Origin of the sequence: Mesorhizobium sp. ES1-1, assembly GCF_020164785.1 — a bacterium.
Lineage (GTDB): Bacteria > Pseudomonadota > Alphaproteobacteria > Rhizobiales > Rhizobiaceae > Mesorhizobium.
Genome location: NZ_JAIUGX010000007.1, coordinates 247,653 through 266,976 on the forward strand (window position 1 = coordinate 247,653; position 19,324 = coordinate 266,976).

The following is a 19,324-nucleotide window of genomic DNA, read 5'->3' on the forward strand; positions in this document are numbered from 1 at the left end:
GAGACGGCGGGACCCGGGATAGCTTATCAGGCAGCATAAGCCTTTGGTGCCCCCGGACGGAATCGAACCGCCGACCTTCGGTTTACAAAACCGCTGCTCTACCAGCTGAGCTACAAGGGCATGGCGCTCCGGTTAGCATATTTGTCGCGCCAGTAAAGACAAAACTGGGTTCGATTGCCTGGCTGGTGGAGCAAGCCACCAAATCTGCATGCTGAAATCGGTCACCACGCTTCCTACATTCGGGAAGGCTGCAATCGTTTCGGAAGGGGTGCCGCATGATCAGACTTGTCATCATTCTCCTTCTCGTCATTATCGCCTGGATGCTGCTTGTGAAGCTCATCAGCGACATCAAGAAAGCCAATGTCGACTGGACCGGCGTCACCACCATTGTCGGCTTCATCGCGCTCGCTTTCTGGCTTCGCCATGTCACTGGCATGGGGTGAGAGGGAAAGGGTGGGAGTAGGGAGTTGCGTCGTTCGTATTGGGATGGCGCCTTTCACTACTGCCACAGCCTCTCTCGGAAAATCTCCTCGACCTTTCGAACCTTTTGGCCTGCCGCCCCGACTGATCTCCAGGGGCGAATGGGTCGCCTCGGTCAAGGATCCAGGAGATCATCATGTTGAAGCGTACTCTCACTTCAGGCCTCATCGCCTTTTTCGTCGCGACCGGTTCGCTCGCCGGCACCGTCGGCACGACGTCAGCCCACGGCATGCACGGCCATCATCACCACCATCACAAGAAGCACTTCAAGAAGTTCTGGTGGAAGCACCATAACCATCATCACAAGCACCATTACGGGCACGGCAAGGTGATCATTTTCCTTTGATGGAGGGACCCATTCTTCGACGGGGCGGCTTAGGCCGCCCTTTTTCGTTCGGCGCCCGTTTTGTGAAGAGGAACCGCTTGCTGCGCTAGAACTCATTCGCCCGCATGAGTTCGGCCGTTCGATTCAGCTGCAGAAAGGCAATAAAGATTCGAACCTTTCTCCCTCCCGCGACGACAGACAATCAAGAGGCGGATGGATCGCCTCGGTCAACGCAGCAAAGGAGATCATCATGTTCAAGCGCACGTTCGTTTCCGGCCTCATCGCCACCACAGTCGCCGCCACCATGCTGGCCGGCACCGTACAACCTTCGGCCGCGCATTCCTTCCACCACCACAATGGCCTGGGCATCGGCATCGCCGCTGGTGTCGGCGGTTTCGTCCTCGGCAGCCTGCTCACGCAACAGCAGCCACGCACGGTTTACATCGACGAAGGTGGCGATTCCTGGCACGTTCGCCGCTGCTACGACCGCTACCAGAGTTACGATGCCTATTCCGACACCTATCTCGGACACGATGGCTATCGCCACTACTGCCGGCTCTGAGAAGATGGAAGAGGGGCGTCCGCTGCCCCTCTTTCCCTATCAGGGCCGATGAAGGAACACGGGTGCGTTAGGGCTCGAATTCCGTTATGGAGTGAGGCACCAGTATCTCGATGCGCACCGAGATCGACAATGTCACCGAATTCGACGACCCTGCTTAACCCACGAAGGGGCAACGGCTGGTCGTCATGCTCTGTGACTCATTTGTTGAGGAAAGTGCACTATGCCCCGGTTTTCAGCCAATGTTTCCATGCTCTTCGGCGAGTATGATTTCCTGGACCGGTTCGACGCGGCCGCCGCCGCCGGCTTCAAAGGCGTTGAATATATCGGCCCATATGACCATGCGCCCGACGTGGTCGCCGGGCGGCTGAACAAGAATGCCCTGACACAGGTGCTGTTCAATCTCCCAGCCGGGGATTGGAGCAAGGGCGAGCGCGGGATCGCCGTGCTGCCGGACCGCGTGCCGGAATTCCGCCAGGGCATCGCCAAGGTCATCACCTATGCGCAGGCCCTCGGCTGCCAGCAAGTCAACTGCCTGGCAGGCATCGCGCCGGCGGGTGCCGACCGCAAGTTGCTTGAGGATGTCTTTGTCGAAAATCTCGCCTTCGCGGCGGAGACGTTGGAGCAGGCCGGCATCAGGCTGCTGATCGAACCGATCAACACACGCGACATTCCGGGCTTCTTCCTCAACTATGCAGAGCAGGCCATGGCGCTCATCGACCGCGTAGGCTCAACGAACCTGTTCCTGCAATATGACATCTATCACATGCAGATCATGCAGGGGGATCTCGCCCGTACCATCGAGGCCAACCTCGGCCGCATCGCGCATATCCAGCTTGCGGACAATCCCGGTCGTCACGAGCCGGGGACAGGCGAGATCAATTTTCCTTTCCTGTTCGAGCACATCGACCGCATCGGGTATTCCGGTTGGGTCGGAGCGGAGTACAAGCCGAAGGCGGGCACCGAGGCCGGGCTCGGTTGGTTCAGGGATTTCAGCGGGCAGGGGAGTGCGGGGGCGTAGCGTCAGCGAAATCGCTCAGCGCCAGTGTGCCGGACCAGTTAGTAGGGATTGCAGATGAATACCGTGGCTACTCGTTACTCGCGAGATATCTCCGCGCCGCGTAGAGGCTCACCGCCGCAGCGTTCGACACGTTGAGCGAACGGATCGCGCCCGGCATATCGAGCCTTGCCAGCACCGTCACGGTCTCGCGGGTCTTCTGGCGCAGGCCCTTGCCTTCGGCGCCAAGCACCAGCGCGATCTTTTCGCCGGCAAAGCTGTTTTCGAGTTCGGCCGGCCCTTCCGAATCAAGCCCGATGGTGCGGAAACCAGCCTCGTGCAACTGGTCGAGCGCCTCGGCGAGGTTTTTCACCTCGATCTGATCGATATGCTCGAGGGCACCGGAGGCTGCTTTCGCCAGAACGCCGGATTCCTGCGGGCTGTGGCGCGCCGTGGTGATCAGGGCGCCTGCGCCGAAGGCGACCGCCGAGCGCAGGATGGCGCCGACATTGTGTGGATCGGTGACCTGGTCGAGCACCAGCACCAGCTTTGCATCCCCCAATGCATCAAGCCGCTTTGGCTTGAGCGGCTCCGCCTCAATCAGCACGCCCTGGTGCACGGCGTCCGAGCCGGTGATCTTGTCGATCTCCCTGGGTTCTACCAGTTCCGTCTTGAAGGGCAGGGCCGCGATATCTTCTATCTCCAGGCGCTCGGCCGCATTGCGCGTCACCAGCATTTTCCTGATCTTGCGGCGCCGATTGTCGAGCGCAGCGCGGACCGTGTGAAGGCCGTAGAGCCGCACCAGCCCGTCGGCCGCGCTTTCGCCCGGCGGTACATGCTGCTTTGGCCTGAACGCCGGCGCACCGCCGCTCTTCTCGTCGCGATAGGCGCGGCGCAGCTTCGCGTAATGCGTGTCTTTAGGTGTCTTGGAATTGCTGTCGTTGCTCATGGCGGTTCTATAGCCGGGTGGCGCGGCGATGGATACCACCGCGTCGAAAAGCCTGCTCGATAGCGGGCGAAATTCATCACGTTTTGCCGGGATGTTGCGGTTGACAGTTTTGGACGGTGCCGCCATAAGGCGCTTCGCGGAAGGCTGCTAGGCAGTCGCTCGCGTCGATGCCTTGTTGCATGGCTCCGGCGGCAGACTGGAGAGGTGCCCGAGTGGTTAAAGGGGACGGACTGTAAATCCGTTGGCTATGCCTACGTTGGTTCAAATCCAACCCTCTCCACCACTGCCGGCCCGGAAGCCCTGAAACGCAAGCATCGAACCGAAAAGTGTGTCGCGTTTTTCGGGTGAATCCGATACTCACTAAAAGGCGCGGGTATAGCTCAGTGGTAGAGCAGCAGCCTTCCAAGCTGAATATGCGGGTTCGATTCCCGCTACCCGCTCCAGAATTCCATTCATTCAACGTGCTGGCGGAAGCGCGGAACGCGACGCGCTAGCGCTCCGGCCGCGGTATCGTACGTCGCGCTAACTGTTGAACGCCGACGCCACCTGGTGCTGAGGTGGCACCTGACCGTTCGGCGTCAGCTTGTCGACAATGCCTGGCAAGGCCGTCGACAACTGCTTCAGCAGTTCCTGCTCATCCATGCCGGTGCGCTGCGCGATCTCATGTATGACTTGCGGGCCGAGCGCCGAGCCAAGATCGTTGGCGTTGATCGACTGGTTCTGCCCGGTGCCAACCCAAGAGTCAGCCACGTTGCCGTGGCCGGCATCCCTGAGCTTGCCGAGCAGGCCGCCGAGTCCGCCGAGAAGCCCGCCGTCGCCGGAGTTGGCGTCGGTTGGTGTAGCAGGTTGAGGCTGGCCCGGCTGTTCTGCGTCTCGTCCGCTCAGCATCTTTCCGACCAGCAAAGCGCCAAGGGCGATCATCAATGGTTTGGCGATGTTGCCGCCGGGAACGGCGTTGTCAAAAAGTCCCATGGTGGATCCTCCATTTTCGAACCAGGCCCAGCCCTCGTTCAACATGGCGCATCAGGGCGCAATTTCAAGCTGGCTTGAGCTTTTGCCAATCCTATGGAAATGTCGGCTGGGCGGGGAATGGAGAGGAAAAATGGGTATCATCAGCTGGATTATTCTCGGCGCGATCGCCGGCTTTCTGGGCAGCAAGATCGTCAACAAGACTGGCCAGGGCCTGATCATGGACATCGTTCTTGGCATTGTTGGTGCCGTCGTCGGCGGCGTGATCTGCAGCCAACTTTTCGGCGTGGGTGTCTCCGGCCTCAACATCTCCAGCCTGATTGTCGCCGTAGTCGGCGCAGTGATCGTGCTGTGGGCCTACCACCAGTTCAGCCGGCGTCGGACGCTTTAGCGCGAGCTGGATCGTCGTATCTCGAGGGCCCGTCTCAGGCCTGGCCATGGCATGTAATGCGTCGGCGTGCCTAAAGAAGCAACGTTGCACGGATCAACATCGCCCTGCCGCATGCGGCAGGGCGGATAACGGCCTTACGGGCGTCGTCGCAGTGCTGGTTGTTGTAAAAATGAGTCCAGGCAACACTCTTGTCTGAGTGATCATGTCGTTGTCTGCTGACGTGCCTATGTGCTCTCCGAGACAAGGCTAGGCGACGACGCTCAGCCTGCGTCTGCGCTGGTCCAGCGAGACAATGGTCAGGCCGCTGCCGACGACCAGCAGGATGCCGCACACCGCCAGCGCATTGGGAAACTGGCCGAACACCAGCAGGCCTGATATCACGGCCCACACCGTGAAGCAGTAGTAGAATGGCGCCACGGCGCTGGTCGGGCCGACGCGGTAGGCCATGAAGATGAAGAAGTGGCCGAAGATCAGGAACAATCCCGCGCCGGCCATCAGCAGCAAATGGCGTGCCTCGGGCATAACCCATTGCTCAGAAACGACATGCGCCACGCCCGCACCGATCAGCACAACCACGACGGCGGAAATCGCCACGATCATGCCCGGCACTTCGGCGGCGACCCGCCTGCCGGCGAGGTCGCGCGCCGCCGCCAGGGCCGCGTTGCCCAGCGCCAGCAGGGCATAGACCGAGATGCCTTCCATGGTCGGCTGCGCCACCATCAGGGCTCCGACAAAGCCGAGGCCGATAAGGCCCATCCGCAGGCTGCCGATCCGCTCGCCAAACAGAACGGAGGAGCCGACCAGCATCAGCAGCGGCGTGATCTGCCCCAGCGCCGTCGAATCGGCAATCTGCATGTTGGCGAGCGCCACCACGTAGCAAAGGATGGCCGCCAGTTCGAGCATGTTCCTGCGCAGAACGTGGCCGTCGAAGATCAATGGAATCTGCTTGCCGTAGCCCAGGGCGAACAGCAGCGGAAAGCCCCAGAGCGTTGCCGCCGCTCCCCGCAAAAACAACACCTCGTAGGCCGGCAGGCCTGACGTTGCGAGTTTCATCATCGTATCGTTGACGAGATACGATCCCGTCGAGACGATCATGAACAGCGGGCCGCGGATGGAAGCAGGGATGAAATGCATCCGCGCAGGAGATCAGACCTTGCTGGCGACCGCAATGGCCACAGCCGGCCATGGGCTGGACAGGGCTACGGATAAACGGGCGCGAGGCCGGGCCCGATCGCCCGCCATTCACCCATTTCATTTGCTCCGGAGTCTTCTTATATCACCGCATATCCCCGCAATCGGATCACAGGTTCGGATCGAGTGAGACAACGCCCGGCCAAAAGGCGCTTGTGTTTTTTGGCCTTTGTCGCTAATCGCCGCGCATTCGACTGAACTGAAGGTCAAGGCCGTCCAAGGAAAGAGACTATGGCAAAAGGTAAATTCGAGCGTAACAAGCCTCATGTGAACATTGGCACGATTGGCCACGTCGATCATGGCAAGACGTCGCTGACGGCGGCGATCACGAAGTATTTTGGCGAATACAAGCGCTATGACCAGATTGATGCGGCGCCTGAAGAGAAGGCCCGCGGCATCACGATCTCGACGGCGCATGTCGAATACGAGACGGCCAACCGCCACTATGCCCATGTCGACTGCCCCGGCCACGCCGACTATGTGAAGAACATGATCACCGGTGCCGCGCAGATGGACGGCGCGATCCTGGTCGTGTCGGCCGCCGACGGTCCGATGCCGCAGACGCGCGAACACATCCTTTTGGCCCGTCAGGTCGGCGTGCCGTCGATCGTGGTGTTCCTCAACAAGGTCGACCAGGTTGACGATGCCGAGCTTCTCGAACTGGTCGAGCTCGAGGTTCGCGAGCTTCTGACCAAGAACGAGTTCCCTGGCGACGACATTCCGATCGTCAAGGGTTCGGCGCTGGCTGCCCTGGAAGATTCCGACAAGAAGATCGGCGAGGACGCGATCCGCGAGCTGATGGCGGCTGTGGACGACTACATCCCGACGCCGGTTCGTCCGCTCGACAAGCCGTTCCTGATGCCGATCGAGGACGTGTTCTCGATTTCGGGCCGTGGCACGGTTGTCACCGGCCGCGTCGAGCGCGGCGTGGTCAAGGTCGGCGAGGAACTCGAGATCATCGGCATCCGTCCGACGACCAAGACGACCTGCACGGGCGTCGAGATGTTCCGCAAGCTGCTCGATCAGGGCCAGGCCGGCGACAACATCGGCGCGCTGCTGCGCGGCGTTGACCGTGAAGGTGTCGAGCGCGGCCAGGTTCTGGCCAAGCCCGGCACGGTGAAGCCGCACAAGAAGTTCGTGGCCGAAGCCTACATCCTGACCAAGGACGAGGGTGGCCGTCACACGCCGTTCTTCACCAACTACCGTCCGCAGTTCTACTTCCGCACGACCGACGTGACCGGCATCGTGTCGCTGCCGGAAGGCACCGAGATGGTGATGCCGGGCGACAACATCACGGTCGATGTCGAGCTGATCGTGCCGATCGCCATGGAAGAGAAGCTGCGCTTCGCCATCCGTGAAGGCGGCCGCACCGTCGGTGCCGGCATCGTCGTCACCATCAAGGAATAAGCTGAGCCGGCATTGCCGGATCGACAAGAAAGGGCGGCCTTCGGCCGCCCTTTCTTTTGCAAGCAGTATTGCGTGGTTCATTTCAACCCTGTTGCAAGCACCGTGGCGACAACTAGTATGGTTGCGCAAAGGGGGCATTCGCCGGGCGTGGTTGCGCAACGACGTTCAGAGAAGATGGCAGGGTGGTGGCGCGGGCTCATTTGCCTGGTGCCGGCGCTCGCAATGGCGTTGTTTGCGCTTGCTGCTAGGGCGGCCGACTCCTCCGACCCCAACAGCTGGAATCCCGAGACATGGACCATTCAGCGTCTTTTGGACGATGGCCTTTCGGAGATGCGGTTCGTGATCGTGCGCAGCAATGCGTCAGGCTGTGAGCCCAACTGCCCGGAATGGATCTCGGCCGAAGGCGCGATCGAGGCCGGCACTCCGGCCAAACTCAAGCGTCTCTTGAAGGGGCTCAGGCCCCGCAGATTGCCGATCATCGTCAACTCGCCGGGTGGAAACGTCGACGCCGCCCTGCAACTCGGCCGCATAATTCGCAAGGCCAAACTCGATATCGCGGTGGGCAAGACCAGTTTTTCCCGATGTCAACCAGGCGCGGTGGGCTGCCCGGCCGATGCAGGCAAGGGAGTCACTCAACTCGGAGTAGCGTCCGACGGCGGCGCCATGTGCAACTCGGCCTGTCCGCTCATGTTTGCGGGAGGTACACAGCGGCTCGTCGGGCGCTGGGCCTATCTGGGCGTCCATCAGATCACCTCCACATTCCAGCGCCAGCAGGTCTACTACCGCACCACGTACAGGATGGTGCATGGCAGAAAGAAGATCATCAGCAGCAAGGTCATCAGCCGCACGAATCTCGGCACCTACCAGACCTACGAGATGAGCAAGGCGCTCGAGAAGAAGCTGTCGGGTTATCTCAAGGAAATGGGAGTGGGGCGCGGTGTTGTAGACCTCATGAAAGTAACGCCGGCGGGCGACATTCGTCAGATTTCCCTCGAAGAAATGACGACCACGAATCTGGTTACCAGCAAGGGCGCTGTCGACTTGCTTGTTTGGGGGGGCATATGCCGGAGAAGTCCCGCCCCGGCGAATTGCCGGGAGATACCAGCCAATGTCCAGCAGCCAGCTTTTGAGGTGAAAGCCACCCCATCGGAAACGGTAATAGCGGCAGATCGTTCCTCAAACGCTGAAGGCCGGGTTTCGCAATTGGCGAGGGGTGCGGAAATTGAGCAATTTCAAGGAGCAGCAGGGAACTCTGCGCGGCAAATGCGTATCGTGGTCGTTCGAGGCAGTGACCCGCTCTGTGAACCTGACTGCCCGGAGTGGATCTCAGCGGAAGGCGCGATTACGCTCCAGGCAACGGATAAGCTTCGTCATATGCTCATCATGATTGGCGACCGGCGGCTGCCGGTTGTGATCAGCTCGCGGGGAGGCGACCTGTTCAGCGCGTTGACGATGGGGCGGCTCATCCGCGAACGAAAACTCGACGTCGTCGTCGCCCGCACCAATGTCACAGGCTGCAGATCGGCCAGGTCTGGTTGTTCGGATGACAATGGCGGCTATGTGGGGCTGATCAGTGAATTTGGGGTGGAGTGCGACTCAGCATGCGCCCTGGTGCTTGCCGGCGGCGTCAAGCGCCTGGTCGATTCCAAGGCGCGGCTCAGCATGTATGCAATGGAGCCGATCGGGATCGTCAAGGCCTACCTGGAGGCTATGTCGGCCAATCCTCTTCTATTTGCTGAGATCAAGCAGCAGTCGCTCGAGCGGCAGTTCGAACCGAAATTCGCGCTCAGAGTTGGTTTGACCACAGGGCCGCAATCGGCGGATGTGCTGACTGGCCCCGCGATATGCAAATCGGTGCCAAGACCGAGCAATTGTAGGGTATGGATGGGGACCGTGGCGACGGCGAAGACACCCTAAACATTGGCGCATGTTTTCAGGTCTTGGCTAATCGCGGTGTGGCGCAGCCCTGACAGACGTTGCAGCCGCCATCGCGGCAGCTAATATAGGTTGCATTGAGGGAGCTTTGCCGAAGATTGGTTCCAGCGCGCTATTTCGATGGGGAAGCATGGCGGTTGCGGGCCTTGGCCCGCCTTATGCTGCTGACCGCAATCATGCTGCTTGTCCCGCTGGCGCGGGCTGAGGATCGGCCGCCGGACATTTCGCCAATGCGCTTCGCCGTCGTGCGCAGCAATGCGCCGGGTTGCGAGCCCAATTGTCCGGAATGGATATCGGCGGAAGGCAGCATCGAGGCTGGTACGCCGTCTCTGCTCAAGCGCACGCTCAAGGCGCTCAAGGGCCGGAAATTGCCCTTGGTCGTAAATTCCCCCGGCGGCAATGTCGAAGCCGCGCTGACTCTTGGCCGGCTGATCCGCAAGGCCGGTCTCGATGTCGCGGTTGGAAAAACGGTGTTCTCAGGCTGCCAGCCGGACTTGAAGGGTTGCCAGGACCCTGACAGGAAAGGCAGCCGGTACTTTGGCGATGTCATCGACTATGGCGCCATGTGCAACTCGGCCTGTCCGCTGATGTTTGCCGGCGGCGCGAGACGTTTGGTCGGTGAATGGGCCTTTCTCGGCGTTCATCAGATCACCACGACCTATGTCCGCACAAGATTGCAATACCTGACCACCTACCGGATCGTGGGCGGCAAGAAGAAGGTGCTCAAGACAAAAATCGTCGGCCGCAAGAACACCGGCAGCTACAAGACCTACGAGATGAGCAAGGCGGTAGCCAAAAGGCTGGCGGCCTATCTCAAGGAGATGGGCGTCGAGCAAGGCGTACTCGAGGCGATGAAGAACACGCCCGCCAGCGAGATCCACCAGATCACCCTCGACGACATGCTGGCGATGAAATTGGTGACGGGCCCCCAAACCGCGGACCTGTTGACCTCGGCCAGCCTGTGCCGGCTGGATCGCTCGGCCGCGAACTGCCGGGAGATACCCGGGAACAAGCCGGGCACTGGTCAGACCGCGGAGGCCAAAGTCACCGCGCGACCGGTGGAACCCCAGCTTATGCCGCCGAATGGGGAGATGCGTTTTGTGGTGGTGCGCGGCAGCAACCCGCTCTGTAATCCGGACTGTCCTGAATGGATCTCGGCAGAAGGCGCGATTACGCCCCAGACCCCGTCGAAGCTACGCCAGCTGCTCGCCACGCTCGGCGACCGGCAGCTGCCGGTGGTGATCAACTCGCGGGGAGGTGACCTGCTCAGCGCCCTGGCAACGGGACGACTTCTCCATGAAAAAAGGCTCGATACCGCTGTTGCCCGCACCGATTTTGTTGGTTGCGACCCGACCGAATGGGATTGCCTGGCTGAAGATGGCGCCTATGCAGGGCTGACCACGGACGTGGGGGTCGAGTGCGATTCGGCCTGCGCGATCATGCTTGCCGGCGGCGTGAGACGCCTTGTCGGCTCCCAGACGCAGCTTAGCCTTGATCTCAGGGGCCAAAAAAAGATGGTCGAGGCCTACCTCGATGAAATGGGGATTGGTCCGGAGTTGGTCAGGGTGGTCGCACAACGCGCGGACGAGCGTGAACTCGATCCTGATTTGATGCTGAAGGCGGGACTGACAACGGCACGGCAATCGGTAGACGTGCTGACTGGCGCCACGATCTGCGACGCGAGGCCGAGACCTGGGAACTGTCGTGTAATGTCATCGTCCAACACGCGAGCCGAGGCTCCAGCGAAGTTGTAGCCGTTTGCATGCGAACCACCCTTTACAGGGCGCGTGGAAGCTTTTAGGAAGCGCCTGCTGCGCCGACATGCGCACGATACGGGCATAGCTCAGTTGGTAGAGCGGCGGTCTCCAAAACCGCAGGTCGTAGGTTCGAGCCCTGCTGCCCGTGCCATTCCTAGTCGGATTGGATGAAACACCACCTTTTGCATCCCGCAGTTTGAAAATAGGGCGCCCGCTTGCCATATGGGAGCAGTTGGGGCATAAGGGCGCGATAGCCGGGACGGGACGACTGGATGGTTCCGAGGCGGCGTTTGGTCATAAAGCGGACACTTGCCACTTGCGTGGATCAAGAATCGGTTTTATGTAGACGAAACAGACACGCGACGCGTGGAGCTGGGAAGCCGGCTTTACGCGTCTGATTTGCATGGGCGAAATGATCGCGCCGATTCGGTGCGAACTTGGGCTCAGGCGGCACGTCCCGGCCAGCGGGATCATCCAGGAGACCCGGCCAACGGGTCTTGAAGACAGAGCGGCATATGGCTTCGAAAACCACAAATCCTTTCGTCTTTCTCCAGCAGGTTCGCACGGAGACCGCCAAGGTTACCTGGCCGTCGCGCCGCGAAACGATGATCTCGACGGTAATGGTTCTGGCCTTCGCTGTGATTGCGATGGTCTTTTTCTTCACCGCCGATCAGCTCATGGGCCTTGCGGTCGAACAGATTCTGGGCATCGGACGCTAAGTCCGGCGATTACGGAGAAGTCTTGAAATGACCGCGCGCTGGTACATCGTCCACGCCTATTCGAACTTTGAAAAGAAGGTCGCCGAGGACATCGTCAACAAGGCCAAGCAGAAGGGCCTGTCGGGTGATATCGAGCAGATCGTGGTGCCGACCGAGAAGGTCGTCGAGGTTCGTCGTGGCCGCAAGGTCGATGCCGAGCGCAAGTTCTTTCCAGGCTACGTGTTGCTGAAGGCCAACCTGACCGATGCCGTGTTCTCACTTGTGAAGAACACGCCGAAGGTCACCGGGTTCCTGGGCGACTCGAAGCCGGTGCCGATCACCGAAGCCGAGGCTCAGCGCATCCTCAATCAGGTGCAGGAAGGCGTCGAACGGCCGAAGCCGTCGGTCACGTTCGAGATCGGCGAGGCGATCCGTGTTTCGGATGGCCCCTTCGCCTCGTTCAACGGCTTCGTCCAGGAAGTGGACGAAGAGCGCGCGCGGCTCAAAGTGGAAGTATCGATCTTTGGGCGCGCCGTGCCCGTCGATCTGGAATTTGGTCAGGTCGAGAAGGGCTGATCCGAAATCCCGGATGCTGGCTGGCGACGCTGGTTTAGCAATAAGGGGAGGCGGCGCGAGGAATTGCGCGGCTTGAGACGGTGGGAGGCGAAGGCAGCTGTAGCCGGCCGCGTGACCCGCACCACCAGACTGCAACCGCCGGGTTTCCAGAAATTGGGAGCGGCATGAGAAGAAGGCAGGAAAGAGATGGCTAAGAAAATCGCAGGCCAGCTCAAGCTTCAGGTGAAAGCGGGATCGGCAACGCCGTCTCCCCCGATCGGCCCGGCGCTTGGTCAGCGTGGCATCAACATCATGGAGTTCTGCAAGGCGTTCAACGCGCAGACCCAGGAAATGGAAAAGGGATCGCCGGTTCCGGTCGTCATCACCTACTATCAGGACAAGTCCTTCACCTTCGCCATGAAGACGGCGCCGGTGAGCTACTTCCTGAAGAAGGCGGCGAACCTGACTTCCGGTTCAAAGGAGCCCGGCAAGGTCAAGGCTGGCACCGTTTCGCGCGAAAAAGTCCGCGAGATCGCGACCGCCAAGATGAAGGATCTGAACGCGAACGACGTCGAGGCGGCCATGCGCATGGTCGAGGGCTCCGCCCGCTCGATGGGTCTGGAAGTGGTGGGCTGAGATCATGGCAAAGATTGCAAAGCGTGTATCGAAGTCCCGCGAAGGCGTTGATCCCAACAAGGCTTATGCCCTGGGCGATGCGCTCCAGCTGCTCAAGGACCGGTCCTCGGTCAAGTTCGATGAGACCATCGAAGTCGCCATGAACCTCGGCGTTGACCCTCGCCATGCCGACCAGATGGTCCGCGGCGTCGTCAACCTGCCGAACGGCACCGGCCGCTCCGTGCGCGTCGCCGTGTTTGCGCGCGGCGACAAGGCTGAAGAAGCACGCGCCGCCGGCGCCGACATCGTCGGCGCCGAGGATCTGGTCGACATCGTTCAGAAGGGCACGATCGATTTCGATCGCTGCATTGCCACGCCGGACATGATGCCGCTCGTCGGCCGTCTCGGCAAGGTGCTCGGCCCGCGCGGCATGATGCCCAACCCGAAGGTCGGCACCGTTACCACCGATGTCGCTGCAGCCGTAAAGGCATCCAAGGGCGGCGCGGTCGAGTTCCGCGTCGAGAAGGCGGGCATCGTTCATGCCGGCGTCGGCAAGGTCTCTTTCGATGTCAAGGCATTGGAAGAGAACGTCCGCGCCTTCGCCGATGCGGTGACCAAGGCTAAGCCTGCCGGCGCCAAGGGCAACTACGTCAAGAAGGTGTCGGTCACCTCGACGATGGGCCCCGGCCTCAAGCTCGACGTCTCGACGCTCGCGGCGTCCTGATTGGTTTAGCCGGATCGGCTCTGGATGAGCCGATCCATAGAAGAATTCCGGGCCTCCGATTCAGGTTGGCGGCCCGGTACCGGAAGTCGAAAGACTTCCGGACATCCTGTCCGAGATTGCAGGCGGCCCAACAGCCTTAATTCATGTGGGCCTGCATGAGACGGGTGAAGACCGGACAACGGAGCGACTGCTCCAATGAAAGGTTCGAACCGTGTTTGCCTTTTGTCTGCGCATCTCCGGCTTGGCTGTAGATGTGGCGAAAGGGGGCAGGATCCTCGAGCGTCGTTCGGGAGATCCGTTACTGGATGGCCCGGCCGACAAAAGGCAACCCGACGCCTGTCCTCGTGAATGGGAATGTTCCCGCTAGCAGGGCAGGGGTCAACTGGAGATAGGCAGTGGACAGAGCGGAAAAACGCGAACTCGTCACGGGCCTGAACGGTGCGTTCTCGAACGCAGGTTCAGTGGTCGTGGCCCACTACGCCGGTATCACCGTCGCGCAAATGAACGACCTTCGGTCGAAAATGCGCGCCGCCGGTGGCACCGTCAAAGTCGCGAAGAACCGTCTCGCCAAAATCGCTCTTCAGGGCACGGACTCCGCATCGATCATCGACCTGTTCAAGGGACAGACGCTGATCGCTTATTCGGAGGATCCGATTGCGGCGCCGAAGGTCGCGTCCGATTTCGCCAAGGGAAATGACAAGCTCGTCATTCTCGGCGGCGCGATGGGCACGACCTCGCTCAACGCCGACGGTGTGAAGGCACTCGCCACACTTCCGTCGCTCGACGAGCTGCGCGCCAGGCTGGTTGGCATGATCGCCACGCCGGCAACCCGGATCGCCCAGATCGTCAATGCGCCAGCGGCTTCGGTCGCGCGCGTCATCGGCGCTTACGCCCGGAAGGACGAGGCGGCATGAGGCCGTTCCTCGCTATCACAAACACACGTTCGAACCTTATGAAGGAACATAACAATGGCTGATCTGGCAAAGATCGTAGACGACCTTTCGAAGCTGACCGTCCTCGAGGCGGCCGAGCTATCGAAGCTTCTGGAAGAAAAGTGGGGCGTTTCCGCCGCTGCTCCGGTGGCTGTCGCCGCCGCTGGCGGTGGTGCGGCCGCGGCTGCTCCGGCCGAGGAAAAGACGGAATTCGACGTCGTCCTCACGGAAGCGGGCGCTCAGAAGATCAACGTCATCAAGGAAGTCCGCGCCATCACCGGTCTTGGCCTCAAGGAAGCCAAGGATCTGGTCGAAGCGGCTCCGAAGCCGGTCAAGGAAGGCGTTTCCAAGGCCGACGCTGACAAGTTCAAGGCTCAGCTGGAAGCAGCCGGCGCCAAGGTCGAACTGAAGTAAGCGTAAAAGCGGCGGGCGGCCTCGCGCCGTCCGCCACTCCCTTCGCGTTGAAGGGAGGCGCGTAACGCGAGATGTAGGAGAACCTCTTTCCTGAGGGCCGCGAAACCGGCCCTCAGGAAACGGGTTTTCTCCCGTTTTAGCCGGCGCTGCCAAGAAATTGGTTGGGGCAGCCGGAGGACAGACAAAGGGCCGCCGCCACGGTGGCTCGGCATGCAAGACGAGCCGCGGCGAGGCTCGTCCCGAGTTTAGAGCTAAGGAGCGACGATGGCCCAGGCACAGACTTTCAATGGCCGCAGACGCGTACGCAAGTTCTTCGGAAAGATTCCGGAAGTTGCGGAGATGCCGAACCTGATCGAGGTTCAGAAGGCATCCTATGATCAATTCCTGATGGTGGAAGAGCCCCAGGGTGGGCGCCCGGACGAAGGGCTCCAGGCCGTATTCAAGTCGGTTTTCCCAATTCAGGACTTTTCCGGCTCCTCCATGCTGGAGTTCGTGAAGTACGAGTTCGAAGGACCGAAATTCGACGTTGACGAATGTCGTCAGCGCGACCTTACCTACGCTGCGCCGCTGAAGGTGACGCTGCGCCTGATCGTATTCGATATCGACGAAGATACCGGCGCGAAGTCGATCAAGGACATCAAGGAGCAGGACGTCTACATGGGCGACATGCCGCTCATGACCTTGAACGGCACCTTCATCGTCAATGGCACCGAGCGCGTCATCGTTTCGCAGATGCACCGCTCGCCGGGCGTCTTCTTCGATCACGACAAGGGCAAGTCGCACTCGTCGGGCAAGCTGCTGTTCGCTGCGCGCGTCATCCCCTATCGCGGCTCGTGGCTCGATATCGAGTTCGATTCCAAGGACGTCGTGCACGCCCGCATCGACCGTCGCCGCAAGATTCCGGTGACGTCGCTGCTGATGGCGCTCGGCATGGACGCGGAAGAGATCCTGTCGACCTTCTACAACAAGATCACGTACAAGCGTGCCGGCGACCACTGGCGCATTCCGTTCAACGTCGAGCGTTTCCGCGGCCTGAAGGCCGTCGGCGACCTTGTCGATGCCGATACGGGCGAGGTCGTTGTCGAAGCCGGCAAGAAGATCACCGCTCGCCAGGCCCGCGCTCTTGGCGAAAAGGGTCTGAAGGCGATCAAGGCGACCGACGAGGATCTGCTCGGCAACTATTTGGCTGAAGACATCGTCAATTACGCCACCGGCGAGATCTTCCTCGAAGCCGGCGACGAGCTCGACGAAAAGACGCTGAAAGTGTTGCTCGGCACGGGCGAGAACGAGATCAAGGTTCTCGACATCGACCACGTCAATGTCGGCGCCTATATCAGAAACACGCTCAACGTCGACAAGAACGAGAGCCGCCAGGACGCGCTGTTCGACATCTATCGTGTCATGCGCCCCGGCGAGCCGCCGACGCTCGAAACCGCTGAAGCGATGTTCAACTCGCTGTTCTTCGATTCCGAGCGCTACGATCTGTCGGCTGTCGGCCGCGTCAAGATGAACATGCGCCTCGAGCTCAAGGCCGAGGACACCGTGCGCGTGCTGCGCAAGGACGACATCCTCGCGGTGGTCAAGACGCTGGTCGAACTGCGTGACGGCAAGGGCGAGATCGACGACATCGACAATCTCGGCAACCGCCGCGTTCGGTCCGTCGGCGAGCTGATGGAAAACCAGTACCGCGTCGGCCTGTTGCGCATGGAGCGTGCGATCAAGGAGCGCATGTCCTCGATCGAGATCGACACGGTGATGCCGCAGGACCTGATCAACGCCAAGCCGGCTGCGGCCGCCGTGCGCGAGTTCTTCGGTTCTTCGCAATTGTCGCAGTTCATGGATCAGACCAACCCGCTGTCGGAAATCACCCACAAGCGTCGTCTTTCGGCGCTTGGACCGGGCGGTCTGACCCGCGAGCGTGCCGGCTTCGAGGTGCGCGACGTGCATCCGACCCATTACGGCCGCATCTGCCCGATCGAGACGCCGGAAGGACCGAATATCGGCCTGATCAACTCGCTGGCGACCTTCGCGCGCGTCAACAAGTATGGTTTCATTGAAAGCCCGTACCGCAAGATCGTCGACGGCAAGCTGACCAATGACGTCGTCTATCTCTCGGCGATGGAAGAAGCCAAGCACCATGTCGCGCAGGCCAATGCCGAACTCGACAAGAACGGCGGTTTCGTCGACGAGTTCGTCATTTGCCGCAGCGCCGGCGAAGTGATGATGGCGCCGCGCGAAAACGTCGACCTGATGGACGTGTCGCCTAAGCAGATGGTGTCGGTGGCCGCGGCCCTGATCCCGTTCCTCGAGAACGACGACGCCAACCGCGCGCTCATGGGCTCGAACATGCAGCGTCAGGCCGTGCCGCTGGTGCGCGCCGAAGCGCCGTTCGTCGGCACCGGCATGGAGCCGATCGTTGCCCGTGACTCTGGCGCCGCCATCGGCGCGCGGCGCGGCGGCATCGTCGACCAGGTGGACGCGACGCGTATCGTCATCCGCGCCACCGAGGATCTCGATCCGGGCAAGTCCGGCGTCGACATCTACCGGCTGATGAAGTTCCAGCGTTCGAACCAGAACACCTGCATCAACCAGCGTCCGCTGGTGCGCATGGGTGACAGGGTCAACAAGGGCGACATCATTGCCGACGGTCCGTCGACGGAGCTCGGCGATCTGGCACTCGGCCGCAACGTTCTGGTCGCGTTCATGCCGTGGAACGGCTACAACTACGAGGACTCGATCCTGCTTTCCGAGCGGATCGTGGCCGACGACGTCTTCACCTCGATCCACATCGAGGAATTCGAGGTCATGGCCCGCGATACCAAGCTCGGACCGGAGGAAATCACGCGCGATATCCCGAACGTTTCGGAAGAAGCGCTGAAGAACCTCGACGAAGCCGGCATCGTCTATATCGGCGCGGAAGTGCAGCCGGGCGACATCCTGGTCGGCAAGATCACGCCGAAGGGCGAAAGCCCGATGACGCCGGAAGAGAAGCTTCTGCGCGCCATCTTCGGTGAAAAGGCCTCCGACGTGCGCGACACCTCGATGCGCATGCCTCCCGGCACATTCGGCACCGTCGTCGAGGTGCGCGTGTTCAATCGCCACGGTGTGGAGAAGGACGAGCGCGCCATGGCGATCGAACGCGAGGAGATCGAACGCCTCGCCAAGGACCGTGATGACGAGCAGGCCATTCTGGACCGCAACGTCTATGCGCGCCTCTCCGACGTGCTCGTCGGCAAGGAAGCGATCGCCGGACCGAAGGGCTTCAAGAAGGGCTCGACCCTGTCCAAGGATATGCTCGATGAGTATCCGCGTTCGCAGTGGTGGCAGTTTGCCGTGGAGAACGAAAAGCTCCAGAGCGAACTGGAAGCCCTGCGTGGCCAGTACGACGACTCCAAGAAGGCTCTTGAACAGCGCTTCATGGATAAGGTCGAAAAGGTGCAGCGCGGCGACGAAATGCCTCCGGGCGTCATGAAGATGGTCAAGGTCTTCGTGGCCGTGAAGCGCAAGATGCAGCCGGGCGACAAGATGGCCGGCCGTCACGGCAACAAGGGTGTCGTGTCGCGCATCGTTCCGGTCGAGGACATGCCGTTCCTGGAAGACGGCACGCATGCCGATATCGTGCTCAACCCGCTGGGTGTGCCGAGCCGCATGAATGTCGGCCAGATCCTGGAGACGCATCTGGGCTGGGCCTGCGCCGGAATGGGCAAGAAGATCGGCGAGCTGATCGACACCTACAAGGCTGCCGGTGACATCAAGCCGCTGCGCAAGACGCTGGAAAGCTTCATTCCGGCCAATGACCGCAACGAGCCGGTCCGCGACTATGACGACGAGAGCATCGTTCGCCTCAGCGAGCAGATGCGCCGCGGCGTCTCCATCGCGACCCCGGTGTTCGACGGCGCGCACGAGGCTGACATCAACATCATGCTGGAGCAGGCGGGCCTGCACACCAGCGGTCAGTCGCAGCTCTATGACGGACGCACGGGCGAGCCGTTCGATCGCAAAGTGACGATGGGCTACATATATATGCTCAAGCTTCACCACCTCGTGGACGACAAGATCCACGCGCGTTCGATCGGTCCGTACTCGCTCGTCACCCAGCAGCCGCTGGGCGGTAAGGCGCAGTTCGGTGGCCAGCGCTTCGGCGAGATGGAGGTCTGGGCCCTGGAGGCCTATGGCGCCGCCTACACGCTGCAGGAGATGCTGACCGTGAAGTCGGACGACGTCGCCGGCCGCACCAAGGTCTATGAGGCGATCGTCAGAGGCGACGATACCTTCGAGGCCGGCATCCCGGAGAGCTTCAACGTGCTGGTCAAGGAAATGCGGTCCCTGGGCCTCAATGTCGAGTTGGAGAACACCAAGCTTGACGACAGCCCGGTCCGGCTGCCCGACGCGGCCGAATAGGGCACGGCCGATCAAGGAAATGGCG

18 protein-coding genes and 4 tRNA genes are annotated in these 19,324 nt (G+C 61.1%); 18 read left to right on the top strand and 4 right to left on the bottom strand.

Going from position 1 to position 19,324, the window contains the following annotated elements:
- Positions 1 to 44 precede the first annotated feature (44 nt).
- A tRNA-Thr gene (locus LB513_RS14520) sits at positions 45 to 120 on the bottom strand.
- 155 nt (positions 121 to 275) lie between these two features.
- Here LB513_RS14520 and LB513_RS14525 point away from each other — a divergent pair.
- From LB513_RS14525 to hyi, 4 genes are all read left to right on the top strand, one after another.
- Positions 276 to 443: a hypothetical protein gene (locus tag LB513_RS14525; protein ID WP_224664197.1), complete on the top strand. Its 168-nt coding sequence runs from the start codon at positions 276 to 278 to the stop codon at positions 441 to 443.
- Positions 444 to 616: 173 nt separating this feature from the next.
- Positions 617 to 826, top strand: a complete 210-nt coding sequence (locus LB513_RS14530) for a hypothetical protein (protein ID WP_224664198.1) — start codon at positions 617 to 619, stop codon at positions 824 to 826.
- 229 nt (positions 827 to 1,055) lie between these two features.
- Positions 1,056 to 1,367, top strand: coding sequence for a BA14K family protein (locus LB513_RS14535; protein WP_224664199.1), 312 nt, complete (start codon positions 1,056 to 1,058; stop codon positions 1,365 to 1,367).
- A 220-nt stretch (positions 1,368 to 1,587) separates the two neighbouring features.
- Positions 1,588 to 2,385: a hydroxypyruvate isomerase gene (gene hyi / locus LB513_RS14540; RefSeq protein ID WP_224664200.1), complete on the top strand. Its 798-nt coding sequence runs from the start codon at positions 1,588 to 1,590 to the stop codon at positions 2,383 to 2,385.
- Between the two features lie 67 nt (positions 2,386 to 2,452).
- On the opposite strand, the gene rlmB is transcribed toward hyi, so the two are convergent.
- Entirely contained in the window at positions 2,453 to 3,310 is an 858-nt protein-coding gene (gene rlmB / locus LB513_RS14545; protein ID WP_224664201.1) for a 23S rRNA (guanosine(2251)-2'-O)-methyltransferase RlmB, read from the bottom strand.
- A 198-nt stretch (positions 3,311 to 3,508) separates the two neighbouring features.
- Between rlmB and LB513_RS14550 the strand changes: the two genes are divergently transcribed.
- Both LB513_RS14550 and LB513_RS14555 read left to right on the top strand, forming a co-directional pair.
- A tRNA-Tyr gene (locus tag LB513_RS14550) sits at positions 3,509 to 3,593 on the top strand.
- Positions 3,594 to 3,679: 86 nt separating this feature from the next.
- Positions 3,680 to 3,753, top strand: a tRNA-Gly gene (locus tag LB513_RS14555).
- A gap of 79 nt (positions 3,754 to 3,832) precedes the next feature.
- Here LB513_RS14555 and LB513_RS14560 read toward each other — a convergent pair.
- Positions 3,833 to 4,282 (bottom strand): YidB family protein, encoded by a 450-nt coding sequence (locus tag LB513_RS14560; RefSeq protein WP_224664202.1) that lies wholly within the window; start codon positions 4,280 to 4,282, stop codon positions 3,833 to 3,835.
- Positions 4,283 to 4,412: 130 nt separating this feature from the next.
- Here LB513_RS14560 and LB513_RS14565 point away from each other — a divergent pair, with 130 nt between their 5' ends.
- Positions 4,413 to 4,670, top strand: coding sequence for a GlsB/YeaQ/YmgE family stress response membrane protein (locus LB513_RS14565; RefSeq protein WP_224664203.1), 258 nt, complete (start codon positions 4,413 to 4,415; stop codon positions 4,668 to 4,670).
- A 246-nt stretch (positions 4,671 to 4,916) separates the two neighbouring features.
- Here the strand turns inward: LB513_RS14565 and LB513_RS14570 are convergent, their stop codons facing one another.
- On the bottom strand, positions 4,917 to 5,804 hold the full coding sequence (locus tag LB513_RS14570) for a DMT family transporter (RefSeq protein WP_224664204.1): 888 nt from the start codon (positions 5,802 to 5,804) through the stop codon (positions 4,917 to 4,919).
- A 288-nt stretch (positions 5,805 to 6,092) separates the two neighbouring features.
- Between LB513_RS14570 and tuf the strand changes: the two genes are divergently transcribed.
- The 11 genes from tuf to rpoB all read left to right on the top strand — a co-directional run bounded on the left by tuf (position 6,093) and on the right by rpoB (position 19,299).
- A complete protein-coding gene (gene tuf / locus LB513_RS14575) occupies positions 6,093 to 7,268 on the top strand; it encodes an elongation factor Tu (RefSeq protein WP_224664205.1) in 1,176 nt (391 codons plus the stop codon).
- Positions 7,269 to 7,490: 222 nt separating this feature from the next.
- Positions 7,491 to 9,185 carry a hypothetical protein gene (locus LB513_RS14580; RefSeq protein WP_224664206.1) on the top strand — a complete coding sequence of 565 codons (1,695 nt, stop codon included), beginning with the start codon at positions 7,491 to 7,493 and terminating at the stop codon, positions 9,183 to 9,185.
- Positions 9,186 to 9,301: 116 nt separating this feature from the next.
- Entirely contained in the window at positions 9,302 to 10,957 is a 1,656-nt protein-coding gene (locus tag LB513_RS14585) for a hypothetical protein (protein WP_411962706.1), read from the top strand.
- Between the two features lie 78 nt (positions 10,958 to 11,035).
- Positions 11,036 to 11,111: transfer RNA gene (locus tag LB513_RS14590), tRNA-Trp, on the top strand.
- Between the two features lie 364 nt (positions 11,112 to 11,475).
- Positions 11,476 to 11,679 carry a preprotein translocase subunit SecE gene (gene secE, locus LB513_RS14595; RefSeq protein WP_224664208.1) on the top strand — a complete coding sequence of 68 codons (204 nt, stop codon included), beginning with the start codon at positions 11,476 to 11,478 and terminating at the stop codon, positions 11,677 to 11,679.
- A 27-nt stretch (positions 11,680 to 11,706) separates the two neighbouring features.
- Complete coding sequence (nusG, locus tag LB513_RS14600) at positions 11,707 to 12,234, top strand: transcription termination/antitermination protein NusG (RefSeq protein ID WP_224664209.1); 528 nt, start codon at positions 11,707 to 11,709, stop codon at positions 12,232 to 12,234.
- A 186-nt stretch (positions 12,235 to 12,420) separates the two neighbouring features.
- Complete coding sequence (gene rplK, locus LB513_RS14605; RefSeq protein ID WP_224664210.1) at positions 12,421 to 12,849, top strand: 50S ribosomal protein L11; 429 nt, start codon at positions 12,421 to 12,423, stop codon at positions 12,847 to 12,849.
- A 4-nt stretch (positions 12,850 to 12,853) separates the two neighbouring features.
- A complete protein-coding gene (rplA, locus tag LB513_RS14610) occupies positions 12,854 to 13,552 on the top strand; it encodes a 50S ribosomal protein L1 (protein WP_224664211.1) in 699 nt (232 codons plus the stop codon).
- A 395-nt stretch (positions 13,553 to 13,947) separates the two neighbouring features.
- Positions 13,948 to 14,466, top strand: a complete 519-nt coding sequence (gene rplJ, locus LB513_RS14615) for a 50S ribosomal protein L10 (protein WP_095089664.1) — start codon at positions 13,948 to 13,950, stop codon at positions 14,464 to 14,466.
- 54 nt (positions 14,467 to 14,520) lie between these two features.
- A complete protein-coding gene (gene rplL, locus LB513_RS14620) occupies positions 14,521 to 14,898 on the top strand; it encodes a 50S ribosomal protein L7/L12 (RefSeq protein ID WP_224664212.1) in 378 nt (125 codons plus the stop codon).
- Positions 14,899 to 15,162: 264 nt separating this feature from the next.
- Entirely contained in the window at positions 15,163 to 19,299 is a 4,137-nt protein-coding gene (gene rpoB / locus LB513_RS14625) for a DNA-directed RNA polymerase subunit beta (RefSeq protein ID WP_224664213.1), read from the top strand.
- Positions 19,300 to 19,324: the final 25 nt, after the last annotated feature.

Coding starts and splice junctions, on each gene's coding strand:
- LB513_RS14525 (WP_224664197.1), top strand. CDS start 276: ATGATCAGACTTGTCATCATTCTCCTTCTCGTCATTATCGCCTGGATG.
- rplA (WP_224664211.1), top strand. CDS start 12,854: ATGGCAAAGATTGCAAAGCGTGTATCGAAGTCCCGCGAAGGCGTTGAT.
- hyi (WP_224664200.1), top strand. CDS start 1,588: ATGCCCCGGTTTTCAGCCAATGTTTCCATGCTCTTCGGCGAGTATGAT.
- rplL (WP_224664212.1), top strand. CDS start 14,521: ATGGCTGATCTGGCAAAGATCGTAGACGACCTTTCGAAGCTGACCGTC.
- secE (WP_224664208.1), top strand. CDS start 11,476: ATGGCTTCGAAAACCACAAATCCTTTCGTCTTTCTCCAGCAGGTTCGC.
- LB513_RS14560 (WP_224664202.1), bottom strand. CDS start 4,282: ATGGGACTTTTTGACAACGCCGTTCCCGGCGGCAACATCGCCAAACCA.
- tuf (WP_224664205.1), top strand. CDS start 6,093: ATGGCAAAAGGTAAATTCGAGCGTAACAAGCCTCATGTGAACATTGGC.
- LB513_RS14535 (WP_224664199.1), top strand. CDS start 1,056: ATGTTCAAGCGCACGTTCGTTTCCGGCCTCATCGCCACCACAGTCGCC.
- rlmB (WP_224664201.1), bottom strand. CDS start 3,310: ATGAGCAACGACAGCAATTCCAAGACACCTAAAGACACGCATTACGCG.
- LB513_RS14565 (WP_224664203.1), top strand. CDS start 4,413: ATGGGTATCATCAGCTGGATTATTCTCGGCGCGATCGCCGGCTTTCTG.
- LB513_RS14580 (WP_224664206.1), top strand. CDS start 7,491: ATGGCGTTGTTTGCGCTTGCTGCTAGGGCGGCCGACTCCTCCGACCCC.
- rplK (WP_224664210.1), top strand. CDS start 12,421: ATGGCTAAGAAAATCGCAGGCCAGCTCAAGCTTCAGGTGAAAGCGGGA.
- LB513_RS14530 (WP_224664198.1), top strand. CDS start 617: ATGTTGAAGCGTACTCTCACTTCAGGCCTCATCGCCTTTTTCGTCGCG.
- rpoB (WP_224664213.1), top strand. CDS start 15,163: ATGGCCCAGGCACAGACTTTCAATGGCCGCAGACGCGTACGCAAGTTC.
- LB513_RS14570 (WP_224664204.1), bottom strand. CDS start 5,804: ATGCATTTCATCCCTGCTTCCATCCGCGGCCCGCTGTTCATGATCGTC.
- nusG (WP_224664209.1), top strand. CDS start 11,707: ATGACCGCGCGCTGGTACATCGTCCACGCCTATTCGAACTTTGAAAAG.